The 13,039-nt window shown below is 60.0% G+C and carries 7 protein-coding genes; 5 read left to right on the plus strand and 2 right to left on the minus strand.

Annotated elements, in window-relative coordinates; all coding sequences use genetic code 11:
• Positions 1-3,679, minus strand: a 3,679-nt coding sequence (locus tag HMPREF2884_RS06255; RefSeq protein WP_070616302.1) for a S8 family serine peptidase, incomplete at its 3' end; no start/stop codon positions are given.
• A 245-nt stretch (positions 3,680-3,924) separates the two neighbouring features.
• A complete protein-coding gene (locus HMPREF2884_RS06260) occupies positions 3,925-7,872 on the minus strand; it encodes a S8 family serine peptidase (RefSeq protein ID WP_371325922.1) in 3,948 nt (1,315 codons plus the stop codon).
• Between the two features lie 400 nt (positions 7,873-8,272).
• On the opposite strand from HMPREF2884_RS06260, the gene HMPREF2884_RS06265 reads away from it, so the two are divergent.
• From HMPREF2884_RS06265 to HMPREF2884_RS06285, 5 genes are all read left to right on the plus strand, one after another.
• Positions 8,273-8,944 (plus strand): hypothetical protein, encoded by a 672-nt coding sequence (locus tag HMPREF2884_RS06265; protein WP_049340154.1) that lies wholly within the window; start codon positions 8,273-8,275, stop codon positions 8,942-8,944.
• On the plus strand, positions 8,941-9,591 hold the full coding sequence (locus HMPREF2884_RS06270; RefSeq protein ID WP_070616304.1) for a hypothetical protein: 651 nt from the start codon (positions 8,941-8,943) through the stop codon (positions 9,589-9,591). The genes HMPREF2884_RS06265 and HMPREF2884_RS06270 overlap by 4 nt, the downstream gene beginning before the upstream one ends.
• Positions 9,588-10,403, plus strand: coding sequence for a type VI secretion protein (locus HMPREF2884_RS06275; RefSeq protein WP_070616305.1), 816 nt, complete (start codon positions 9,588-9,590; stop codon positions 10,401-10,403). Before HMPREF2884_RS06270 ends, HMPREF2884_RS06275 begins: the two co-directional genes overlap by 4 nt.
• A 115-nt stretch (positions 10,404-10,518) precedes the next feature.
• Entirely contained in the window at positions 10,519-11,484 is a 966-nt protein-coding gene (locus tag HMPREF2884_RS06280; protein ID WP_070616306.1) for a hypothetical protein, read from the plus strand.
• A gap of 183 nt (positions 11,485-11,667) precedes the next feature.
• Positions 11,668-12,882: a pyruvate ferredoxin oxidoreductase gene (locus HMPREF2884_RS06285; protein ID WP_070616307.1), complete on the plus strand. Its 1,215-nt coding sequence runs from the start codon at positions 11,668-11,670 to the stop codon at positions 12,880-12,882.
• Positions 12,883-13,039: the final 157 nt, after the last annotated feature.

Below are 13,039 nucleotides of genomic sequence, written 5' to 3' on the forward strand. Positions count from 1 at the left end.
CCTGAGCCTTCATCCACTCAATCTCCTTGTAGTAGGGGTGGTTGAGCGGAACATCCGAGAAGCTCGGGGTGGACGGTGCGGTGTACTGCGGCGAGCCGCTCATACGGTAGAAGTACGCAGCCATGGTTGCGCGGTCCATGTTGTTCAGCGGACGGAAGGTGCCGTCCTGGTAGCCGCGGTCAATCTGACGGGCAGCAATCCACGTGATTTCACGGTAGAACTGGTTATCCGCCGGAACGTCGGTGAAGCGTGCATCGTGGATGGTACGAGCCACCTTCACGACCTGCGCATGGTCGCCAGCGGCAACACCGTTAGCGGTCTTACGGCCGCTCAGGTCACCGGTCGCGTTGTGCATGTGCAGGAACAGAGCCTGACGCTCCTTGTTGTTGTTCTTGCGGTGAACGGTCAGCTGACCGCCGTCACGATCCACAAACAGGCCGGGCACGCCCGACTCCTCACCGGTGAACCAAACACCGGGGTTGAAGGGGGAGTACTCGATAGCGGAGGTGGTGTCCACGTAGGAGTTACCTTCGTTGTACCAGGTGTCGGTCTGCACCGTGTACTTGATGCTCTGAGCCTTCTCAGCGGTCAGGCCCAGGTCCTTCAGCGGCACGCCCAGAATCATGGTGTTGGTGTCCATGATGTTGGTGTCGGTATCGCCCCAGGCGTTGTTCAGCGGGTAGCGTGCCACCACGGTGGATGCGTTACCGGAGATGGACCAGACCTTCACCAGCGGGTAGTCCAGACCCTTCTCGCGGGTCACTTCCAGAACGTAGTCGGCGGTGGAGTCGTTGTTGGTATCAATCTGCACCTGTACCTGACGGCCCCAGTGCATGCTATCCCAGGTGCCCCAGGTCGAAATACCGAAGAACAGAGAACCATCGTTCGGGTTCTTGCCGGCAGCCTTCAACGCCGGAGCGTCCGAAGCGGCACCCACATACTGCAGGTCAACAGACTGGTTCGACGGCAGCTTCAGCTGACCGGACGGAATACGGTCACTGATCGCACCCAGCTCAAACGCACCCAGAAGCGAACGGTAACCACCCTGGTTCAGGGTCGTACCGCGCAGAGTCACCGTGGACTCCTTATCGGAGACGCCCTTGTAATCAATACGGGACGCATCCACACGCATCTTCGAGACGGGCTTCGGAGCCACGTGAATCGACTGGCGGATCGCCTCGCGACCATTCTCAGAGAAAATCAGGCGACCAGAAGCGCTCGCAATGTACTGGCGCTTACCAGCAGCCAGAGTCTTACCGCTCGTCCAGTCCTGAGCAACCTGGTCGGCGCTCATCGCCGGGTCCATGGTCTTCTCCAGCTTGGACGGGTCAATACGCACGGTCACGGTCACGTTCTTACGCTCACCGGCACCCACGCTCACCTGCTGCGGGTAGGAGTACTCCACACCCGGGATGGTCGTGCTTGCCTCGTAGCTCAGGGTGTAGGTGTGAGCCTGCGAATCGGTGTTGTCCAGCACGATTTCACGCTGGACAGTCTGAATACCCGAATCGGGGGTGTACTCCAGCACGCCAAACGCGGTCGAAACACGCTCGGGGGTCTTCGCATCGTACGCGATAACCTTCGCGTCCACGGCGGCGCGAGCATTCACCATGCCCGTACCCACACGATCCACCGCGTACTGCGCACCCTGCTCATTCTTAATCGGGGTGGACGCACCGTTCATCAGCGCAGCCTTAATCATCTGCGGGTTGTAATCCTGATGCGCCTGCATCACCAGGGCAGCAATACCGGTCACATGCGGGGTTGCCATCGAGGTACCGGTGAAGGAAACACCCTTATTACCCGTGCCCACAGCGGCAGAGACAATCTCAGTACCCGGTGCCGCAAGGTCAGGCTTAATGAAGCCATCAGAACCGTGCTGACCGCGAGCGCTCGAGGAATTCAAATCAAAAGCGTGTGAGTGAGGACCGCGGCCCGAAGCCTTGTAGTCCAGGTTCATCTCAACGGTTACCGGACCGGCTGCCAGAGCCTTCTCCAGGTCCTTCGTCGAAGAAGCAGTCAGACGCAGACCCGGAATGGTCGCATTACCACCAATGCCGATCGTGTAGCGCTCAGCCTTACCGGCCATCACCACACCAACACCGCCGGCAGCCTGAACATTATCGAAACGCACCTTCGAACCGCACGGGAACGTCAAATCGTCCTGATCCCACTCGAAGTAAACCCACTTACCCTTCAAAGCCTTCGCCTCTTCAGCAGTGAAAGCCTCGCAAGCGTAACGGTTACGCTTCGGTGCGGCAACAACCTCGCCGCGCAACTGATCAGCGGATGCCTTCGAATAATCGAAGTTCACCGAGTAATCACCCTGCAACCACTCCAAACCAGTCTTCGTGGTTGCGCGGACACGGTCAATCGGCTGAGTGGAGCCGTAGGCGTTCGCCACCGACAGCGCCGCAGCCGCATTCGCGGGGCTACCCGAATCGGAGTAGGTGTCGCCCACACCGTTGTAGTTATTGGCGTTACCGGCAGCAGCCACAGTGAACACACCCTGGCGCGCCATCGTATTAATCATGTACGACTCAGGGTCGTCAGCCGGGGCGAACTCGCCACCGAGAGACAGGTTCACAATGTCGGCGCGGTCAGAGAAATCACCGTCACCATTCGGGTCCATCACGGTATCGAGCGCCTTCATCACAACACTCGAATTGCCGTAGCAACCGAACACACGAATCGCCAAAATCTGAGCATCAGGAGCAGTACCGGGGCCAATGGACATGCCCTTCAGCTGCTCCTCCGTCAGGTTCTTATAATCGCCACGGTAAGTCGTACCGTTCGCCGTCACACCGTAACCGGCGGCAGTACCCGCCACGTGCGTGCCGTGACCGCCAGAACCGAAACCATCCGGGCGGCAATCCAGCGGGTTATTATCCGGCTGCGGAGTCGACTTCTCAGCCACCGACGCATTGTAGTCATCACCGACCAAGTCAATGCCACCAATGAACTTATTACGATCAATTAGACCCGAATCAGCGGACGGAAGCTCCGTCATCGCCTTAGCCTTCAGGTACGAATCCACCGTACCGGGGCCACCAAAATCAGCGTGCGTATAGTCAACACCGGAGTCAACAACCGCAATCTTCACGCCCTTACCCGTGTACCCCGTATTCTCACGAGTCCACGTGGCAAGAGTCTTCGTATCAATCTCGCTACCGGAGTTCATACGCTCCTTCGCGATAATCGGCGAAATACGCTCCACATCCGGGCGCTCCGCCAACGCACGAATCTGCGCAGCATCACCAGTAATCGCCGCACCACGCATCGCATTATGCGTGGTGTACATCAGCTTCGCGCCAGAAGCAGCCGCCACAGACTGAGCCTGCGACTGCACCTGAGCTGCAATAGCCTGCACCTGCGCCTGACGGTTCGCCGGCGCCTCCTTACGTGCCAGAACAGCCGCGGACTGGGTCTGCTCATACGCGCCCTTGCCCTTGAACTGCACATACACGGTGATTTGGCCTTCAGCCTTCTGCAGGCCCGGGCTGATACGCGAGGCAGCGTCACCGGATGCGCTCGCAGTGCTTCCTTCGACCTGCTGGGGGCTCTGAGCGTGAGCTGCAGAAAAAGTGGCGGGAACGCCGAGAGTAAGGGCAAGAGCCGCACTCAAACCGGTCGCACCGACAGCCTTCATTCTGCGGCGTGGCGCATGAGGCGTTGTCATGGAATCCTCCTTCGGATTTTCTATTTTTCGATGGTGCTGTGTGCTCTGTGGTTGTGTATCGGTGATACGCGGAGGCGGCCCCACCGGCAGACGACGAGTGAGTGCATCCGCCGGTGAAACCGCCACCAAAACTTGAGAGGTTCCGGGGTCTTCAGGCCCCGGACCCTGCCGGTTCCGGGTACCCCTCCCACCCCATGCAGGGGGCGGGAGGGGACCCGAACTGTTCGCTACCGGTTAGCTACCGTCTAGCGGCCGGCCTGGTTAGCAACCTTCTCGGTGTAGCGGTAGATGAACGCCGCCATCGCGTCGCGGGCAATGGGGGTCACCGGGCGGTAGGTGCCGTCCGGCCAGCCGGTGCTGATGCCCTTCGAAGCCAGCCACGTGATTTCACGGTAGAACTGGTTATCGGTGGAAACATCGCTGAAGTGGCTGGTCGCGGGCAGGTCCACGTGCGGGGAACCCGCTGCACGGTAGAAGAACGCAGCCATGGCGTCACGGTTCACCGGTGCGGAGGGGCGGAACGTGCCGTCTGAGTAGCCGGTGGTGATGCCCTGAGCCTTCATCCACTCAATCTCCTTGTAGAAGGGGTGCGTGGTGGGCACATCCTTGAAGCTCGGAGTGGAGGGGGCAGTGAACTGCGGGGAACCCTGCATGCGGTAGAAGAACGCCGCCATTGCGCCACGTTCCACGGACTCCAGCGGGCGGTAGGTGCCGTCCGGGTAGCCGGTGGTGATGCCGCGCTGAGCCAACCAAGAGATCTCGGTGTAGAACTGGTCGGTGTTCTTCACATCGGTGAAGCGGGACGGAGTGATGTACTCGGTCTGCTGCTCCTTGATGTTCAGCACCTCGGCGCGGTTGCCCTTGGCGCCGTTGGTACCGGAGAGGTCGCCGGTGCCGTTGTGCAGGTGCAGCAGCAGCGCCTTGGCGGGGGTACCGGATTCGCCGAGCGCGGGGATTGCGTCAGCGGAGCGGTGCGCCGTCAGGGTGGTGGTGGAGGCATCCGGGTGAAGGCCAGCCACGGCGGAGGAGTCGCCGCTGAACCACAGCTTGGGGCTGAAGGGGCGGTACTTGATCCAACCGGTTTCGCTGACGTTACCCCACTCGTACTGGGTGGTTGCGCTGACTCGGTACTGGATGTCCGGGTTGTTTGCGCTGGTCAGGCCCAGGTCCTTGAGGGGTGCACCCATGATGAGGGTGTTGGTGTCCATCATGTTGGTGTCCACATCACCCCAGGCGCCGTTGAGCGGGTAGTAGCCGAGCTCGACGAGGTTGCCGTTCTTGTAGCCGTAGAGGCGAACCAGCGGGTAGTCCAGGCCCTTAGCGCGGTCGGTGACCAGCTTGTAGTCGGCGCGGTTGTTGCCGTCGGTGTCGATTTCTACGGTGAAGGTGTTCTCGTAGGAGACAACATCCCAGTTCGCCCAGGTGGAGATACCGAAGCGCAGGGTGCCGTCATCGGCGTTGCCGCCGGCTGCCTTCAGTGCGGGCGCATCCGAGGAAGCACCGACGTACTGCAGGTTCGCCTTAACGTTGCTGTTCAGCGACAGGGAGGTGGGAGCCACACGGTCCACGCTCGCACCGTACTCGAACGCGCCGAGCAGGGAGCGGTAGCCGCCCTGGTTGACCTCGGTGCCGCGCAGCGAGATTTGGGACTTGGTCCAGCCGGTGTCTGCCTTCTGAGCCTCGTCGCTGGAGGGCTTCTGGGTGAAGGTGACGGTGTCTTCGGCGGCGTGCATGGTGCTCACGGGCTTGGGGGCCACGTGAACGGGCAGGCGCAGTGCCTTGGTGCCGTCTTCGGTGAGGACGAGTCGGCCGGATGCGCTGGCAATGTACTGACGGTACTGTGCGGGAACGGTTTCGTTGCCGGTGTAGTAATCAGTTGCGTTCTGGGTGGTGTCCATTGCCGCGTCGCGGGTCTTCTCCAGCTTGGACGGGTCGATGCGCACGGTGACTTCGAACTTCTTAGTTTCACCGGGTGCGAGGGTGACCGCGGAGGGGAAGGAGTATTCCACGCCAGGAATATTAGTGCTTTCAGCGTAGGACAGGGCGTAGGTGTGCGCCACGGAGTCGGTGTTCTCGACCGTCACCTCGCGGGTGAGGGTCTGAACGCCAGCATCCGGTGCGTACTCGAGCACGCCGAAGCTCAGGGACACGGTACCGCTCTTGTCAGCGTTGTAGACGAGGGACTTCGACTGCACGGCAGCGAGGGTGTCGACTCGTCCGGCGCCCACACGGTCCACCGCGTATGCGGCACCGGATTCGGTGCGCACGTCGTGGGTTGCGGTGTTCATGAGGGCGGACTTGACCTGCGCGGGGGTGTAGGTCGGGTGGCTCTGCATGACCAGGGCGGCGGAACCGGTCACGTAGGGTGCCGCCATGGAGGTGCCGCTGAAGGTCACGGAGTTGTTACCGGTCGCTACCGCCGCGGAGGTGATGTACGAGCCGGGTGCCGCAATGTCGGGCTTGGTGTAGCCGTAGCTGCCGTGGAAGCCGCGGGCACTCATGGGGTTCAGCTGATCCAGCTTATCGGTGTCCACGCGCAGGGAGGACTTCAGCTCGTTGCCGAGGCGCACGGTCAGGGGCTTACCTGCCGCTTCTGCTGCGGTGATCTGTGCACGCAGGTCCTTAGCGGCGGATGCTGCCAGGCGGAAGCCGGGCAGGGTATCGTTACCGGCAATACCCAGGCCGGGCTCTTCGTCGTTGCCTGCAAGTAGCACGCCCTTGGCGCCTGCCGCCTCCAGGTTATCGAAGCGCACCTTGGAGCCGCAGGCGAGTTCACCGTCATCTTTAGCCCAGTCGATGAGCACCCACTTGCCCTTTACAGCTGCCGCTTCGGTGGCGCTGAGGGCGTTGCAGGCGTAGCGGTTGTTCTCGGAGATTGTGGTGAGTTCACCGGTGAATTCCTTGGTGCCCGCCTGCGCCCAGGGGTAGGAGACGCTGTAGTCGCCGCGTACCTTGCGGGTGGTGCCGGTGGCGGGGTCGGTCAGCTCTGCCGCATCGACGGCGCGGGTGGAGCCGTAGGCGTTAGCCACGGTAATCGCGCTGGCTGCGGTGGCGGGGTGACCGGAGTTGGAGTAGGTGTCACCGCGCAGGCTGTAGTCGTTGGCGTTACCTGCGGAGATCACTGAGAGCACGCCGGCGCGGGTGAGCGCGTCAACGGCGTAGGCTTCGGGGTCGTCCTGCGGGGAGAATTCGCCGCCGAGGGACATGTTGACCACGTTCACGCGGTCGGAGAAGTCGCCGTCACCGTTGGGGTCGAGGGCACGGTCGAGCGCCTCGATAACGACGTTGGTGCTGCCGCTACAACCGAAGACGCGGAAGGCGTAGATTTCAGCGTCGGGGGCGACGCCGGGACCGATCTTCATGGTCTTGAGCTGCTCTGCAGTGAGCTTACTGTAGTCGCCGGTGAAGGTGGTGCCGTCGGCGTTCACGCCGTAGCCTGCCGCGGTGCCCGCCACGTGGGTGCCGTGGCCGCCGGTGGTGCAGTCGAGCGGGTTGCCGTCGGGGGTTGCGGTGTTGGTGCCGTCGTATGCGTCACCAACGAGGTCGTAGCCGCCAGCAACCTTGGTGCGGTTGATGAGTCCGGAGTCTGCGGAGGGCAGCTCGGTGAGCTTGGATGCCTTCTCGTAGTCTTCGAGCTTGCCGCTACCGCCGAAGTCGGTGTGGGTGTAGTCGATGCCGGAGTCGATGACGGCAATCTTCACGCCCTTGCCGGTGTACCCGCCTGCACCGGCGGGGTTGGTGGTGCCGGTCCAGGTGGCGAGGGAGCCTGCGTCAATGGCGGCACCCGCGTTCTGGCGGTACTTGGGCAGGATGGGCGAGATCTTCTCTACGTCGGAGCGGTTGGCGAGTGCCTTGATGGACTCGGCGTCACCGCGCACTGCCACGCCGCGTACTGCGTTGTGGGTGGTGTAGAGGACCTGCGCGCCGGACTGGCTGCTGACCTGCTGTGCCTGGCTCTGCACCTGGGAGGCGATTGCCTGCACCTGCGAGCTGGTGTTGACGGGTGCCTGCACGCCGGCGCGTACGCCTGCGGGCTGGGTCTGTTCAAAGGCGCCCTTACCCTTGAAGCGGACGAAGGCGGTGACGGTGCCGCTGGCGTTCTTCATGCTTTCGCTGAGTACCTGCTTGACGGCGTCGGGGTCTTCCGCGGCGTGGGCGGTGGTGCCCAGGGCTGCGAGGGGGCTCAGTGCCATGCTGAGGGTGAGTAGCCCGCTGCCGATTCGGCGTCGATGCGACCGGCCGCGGGGGTTTGGGGAGGCGGTGTGTGTCACGGTGCTCCTTTGCTTGGCTCCCGGGGTGTTTCTGGGAGGCTTGTGGTGTTGTTCTGGTGGGTTCCAGCTGAACTTGAACACACCAGATGTGAACTAGGATACACCTCAAAATGGCTTGTGAAGCGTTTATTACTCCTAAATGCATCAAAATGTGGACATGTTCGACCCTTTTCTTTTTCACGTTTTTCATTTGCATTTGGGCTCAGGTTCTTTTCAGGTTCGGTTGTTACTGTAAAACCATCTATTGAACATCTATCAAAAATGCTGGGATATGGAGGGTCGAACCATGGTCAAGCGACGCATTTCCCCGAAAGAGTCTGTCATGCACAGCTCCCACCTGCTGGCAGCCGGCAGCGCGCTGGAGGTCGAACCGGTCCCGCAGTACGGTCGACCGGGCCCCCTCCTAATTCCCATGAAACTGCTCAACGACCCCTCCGGTCATCAGGGGCAGATGAGCGCGGTCGCCATTCAGCAGCACCTCCCCGACGGGATAGGCCCGCAACGGAAAATCGTCGAGAAAATCTTGGCTGGCCCGGAACACCCGGTGGGCTATGTTCCGCTGAGTGAACAGCTGAAAAACGTGCGGTACACCAGGGCGATTTGGCCTTGTCTGGAGTCCTTGGTTGTGGTTCTCCTGGTGATTCTGCTGAACCCGTTTACGCTCGCTTCTTTGCTCTTTAATTCCCGTGCTACAGACACTGAATTCCTCGAAACAATCGTTCTCTTCCTGGTATTTTCTGGGGGCGTTATAGTTCTCTGGCTTATCCCTATTCTTTGGGCGGGTTTGCTGATCTCTGTGGTGAGTAAAGCAGTACGAAAGATTAGTGCTGCGTTGCGTGAGGGTACGACCTATGAGGATTTCTGGTTTTTCCTCGTGTATAACCGCCCTGTCGACAAGGGCTCCATGTACCGGTACGAGCTGGATGAAGAACCCAATCAGAAAATTATTGGCCCAAAAACACATGCCGCATTGAGCTCTCAGGAGTCGTCATGACCACTAATAACAACCAGCCCATCGAGGACCAGCTGGAGTTCTCGGATGAGCCGGTTCTGCTGATGTCACCGAAGGTCATCCACGGTCGCCCCCGCCCGAGGCTGCGGTGCATCGACAGGGGAGAGGTGCAGGGCATCCTGACCGAGGGCACGTCATCTGCCTGGAAAGTTGGCAAGGTGGTGGGCTATGTTCCCATCGAGAAGTCGCGCGAAACCTTCGACGCGAAGGGCTTCTTCACCGATTGGGACGGCTTCACCTTGTATGTGCTGGGACCGGTACTGCGGATGGCGTTCTGGTCGTCTCTTTTTATCGCGCTGGTGAGTCCGGTGCTCCTCTCCCAGAGCCATATAGAAATCAGTGAAGGCATGGAGCTGGCGCTGATAAATATCTTCGCGCCGTTCTTTTACTTTCCGCCGCTGATTCTGGTTGGGGTCGTTGTAGGAATCTGGTTGCTGTTTCTCAGTGCAGGAAAGTTTCTGAAGGCCGTTGAGGATGCCGTCGAGTCGATGCGCCTGTTCATTGGGCAGCACAAGATTCAGCAGGATTTTCAATTCCGGCTGGTGTACGAGTGCACCCCGCTTGACGGTGGTTCAGCCACGGCGTTGCTGCACCGCATCCTTGAATCGCACCATGAGGAGGGATCATGACCACCGATAAGAATCATCCCGTTTCCCCTCATCAGCGCGTTTTGAAGGTGGCGCCGCAGGTGCATTACGGTCGCCCCAACCCGCAGCTGATGCGCATCCACGCGGATGATGTTCAGGGGACTCTCCCCCAGGGAGACTTACCGGAGGAACACGGCGGCGAGCTGGTCGGCTACAGCCCCCTGTCGGTTCCTTCCCGTAAGTCGAGTTCAGGGAAAGATGGAGTGGAGGCGGTGGTATGCCTGGCGTTGGCTATCGTGGCAAATCCATTCGTCTATATACTGGCAGGTCCTATTCTGGGCGAAGAAACCTTGGTGTCTCTTTTTGGTGCATCCCTAGGATTTTTGATGCTGAGCTTCGGTATTCTTCCGCTGGTGCTGCTCGTCTTCTCCTCGTGGGCTGTTATCAACTTCTTCGCTGTGATGGCGAAATCTACCGGGAAGCGTGAGACCGAGGAGAGATTCAAGTTCCGGTTGGTGTACGAGTGCACTCCGCCCTCTGAAACAAACCAGGAGGGCGACGCTTCGCCTCAGCAAGATGTTATCGACCAACCGGTGATGGACTCTGGCCCCCTGCCCACTTCGTTCCAGAAGCCGGGAGGATGGTTTCTGTTCTTGGGAGTTTCTATACTGAACCCCTATATTGCGGCGGCGATTCTCTCCGTCACCGCTCTGTTCGGGCGGGGAGAACTCGTCGCAGCTCTCTTTACTGCGGTGAATCAGGTGAGCGCAGGACTCATGGGGATTCCCGGCATCATCTGGTGTATGGCGTGGATTCTGAGCCTTGTGCGGCTTAACGAAGCGGCCGAGGCTTAAGCAGGCTAGCCACTGGCTCAAAGAACAGCGGCGGGATTAAGCCCCCGCGCATCGAACACACAGTGTAGACAACACACAGACACTAACAAGCAGACAAGCATTGGAGGAGGTTACCGTGGCGGAGCATAGCGAAGCACCGAAAAACCCTCAGAACCCAACCGAGAAGAGCAGCCACGCGTATCAGCCACTGTGGGATATGGAGCAGCCCGCCCCCGATTACTCGGCTTTGCTTCTTCACGGAACGCCGGCTCCCGCGCCGACCGGGGAGATCCCCGAGCCGGTGAAGGAGGTCCTGGAAATACAGAAGGCTCATTCTGCATCCGCGCCTGCTGACCCCGTGGTTCCTGCTACGCTCGATTCTTCAGCGCCCAATTCTGCGGCGTCCGCTCTGGCGGTTTCTGCTCCTGCGCCGTCTGTGCAGGCTGCGTACTTTTTCCCTTCGGCGACGGGTCACCCGGTGCTGAACCGGCCGCTGTATGGCCGCCCGGGCCCCACGATGCGCCGAATGTCCCCCATGGGCACGGATACTGGTGCATCTGTATACCAGCAGGTGCCAAGTGTGTTTCCCACCTGGCAGGAGGGGAAAGTAGTGGGTACACCACGACCTATTGGGTACATCTCAGCGACCCCACTTGCGGGTAAGGTGCGTGTATCAGACCTGTGGTGGAAGGCGTGGCCTGAGTTCATAGTGCTCTTCTTCGTGGGTGTGGTGTTTAATCCCCTGACTTATCTTCTGTTGGCTACTGTTACAGAGGATCCTAGCTTCGGTGGGTTTATTTTCTATTTCTTCCTGATGCTTTCTCTGGCGACATTTGGTCTTCCCCTGTTCTTGTGGGCTGGTGCGCTGATTTTTGCGCTACTCCGAGTGAGCCGAAAGTATCGGGCGCTGAAGTGGAAGGCCATGCCTCTCGGGTCGTTCTGGTTCTATCTGGTGTATGACCGCTTGCCTAGGGACGCCGAGGAGATGCAGTGGATCCTGGGTGCGGCGTCTTCGATGTCTTCGGTGGTGCCAGCCCCTCAGCCGCTGAGTGCCCCGAGCCCTACCTCAAGCCCTGTTCCAAACTCAGCTGATGCATCGTAGTCGACTTCCCGTGGGTCCCTGGGCTCCAGTGGTGCTAAACCCCCGGCAGTGTTAACACGTGCATGTTTGCGCTTGTCGGGGGCTTTTTCTCAGCTTTTATCAGGCAGGTTTCAAGGGACTGCCCAGCGCACGCTGGTACGGTGGTGCCACTAGGAGTATGTCTGGTAAGCGAAGGAGACGACCATGGCAGACCGACCCATTGAAAAGAAGGAAACTGCAAAGAAGGACGAGGCATACCAGCCCCTCTGGGACACCGACCAGTCCGTCCCGGAATACATGACGCTACTCATGGATCAGCAGACGCAGAAAAATGAAGACGCTACGCTCCACCAAGCATCCGACAACGAAGACGAAGAGCTAGAGCACCCCGACCCCGATTATGAATACGTTTACCCGGGTGCCCCCAAGCGCTACGACTCCGCGCGGAAAGACTCTCATGACACCGACGACAATGACACCGACGACATCGAAGAGCCGGAAGACGACGCATCAGAAGATACCCCGGAAGACACTCACGAATCCCGCAAGGACGACGATGCGAACCACCCGGTAGCGCTCGCCTCCACTCAGCCCGCTCAGTCCGCTCAGTCCGCTGGGTCCGCCCAGCCTGTACTCTCTGCCCGTGAGCGGGCGCAGGCAATGCAGACTCAAACGACGCACGCATACGGTGAATATGTTCGGCTAGAATCCCTCGGTTTGAGCCCGGGCGCTATCCTGCCGGTCATCCCCGATCTGCTCTTCGCCCCCGACTCAAAACTCATCGAAATGCGCCTGCTCGACCGCTCCCACGACGAGTCCGCACCCATGCAGGCGTGCGCCGCCCACCTGAACCCGGTCAAGGCTGAGGAGAACCCCATATCGCGGGCGGCAATGCTGCAACCGGTGGGCTACGTTCCAGTGAATAGGCCGCCGACAAGGTACAGCGTTGAAGGCTTGAAGAAGGAACTTGCCCTCTCGAACATTTGGCTTGCTGCCCTGCTGATACTGAACCCCTTCGTGTTGGCGCCTCTTGCCAGCATCGTAGACCCCGAATACGGGTTTATGGTCGCGTTCATTTTTATAGTGATTGGCGTGGGGTCAATCTTTGTGCTGCCGATTCTGTGGATCATGGGCATTGTTCGCCTCTTCAAACGCCGGAATCAGATAAATGACCTCATCGAGGAGGGGCAGACCCCGCCCACCGAGTTCTGGTACTACCTCGTGTACAACCGCCTGCCGGAAGGCTACACGGGCGTCAACGGCTTCACGAAGGAAGAAGAGGACTCTTTCTCGGTGTACGAGTTTCTGAAAAAGCAGGAACGCGCAAAGCTACACGAGGCTGTAGTACCGCGCGAGGCCTCCGCACTACAGAAGCCCGCCGCGCATCCCGCGCTCGCTGATGAAGAGAAACAGGACTAACCCCAAGCCAGCCCACACTGTATAACGACCTGTCCCTCCACGCACGTACCACCGCGTGGAGGGGCAGGGGCGTCTTTTTTGTGTCATATTCGGGTTTCTTTGTCTGTTGTCCGGCGAGGGTTAATATGGCTCTTCCGAGTTGAGTGTGGGTGACCGG

The sequence above is a fragment of the Rothia sp. HMSC073B08 genome (assembly GCF_001812975.1).
In the GTDB taxonomy this organism is placed as follows: domain Bacteria; phylum Actinomycetota; class Actinomycetes; order Actinomycetales; family Micrococcaceae; genus Rothia; species Rothia mucilaginosa.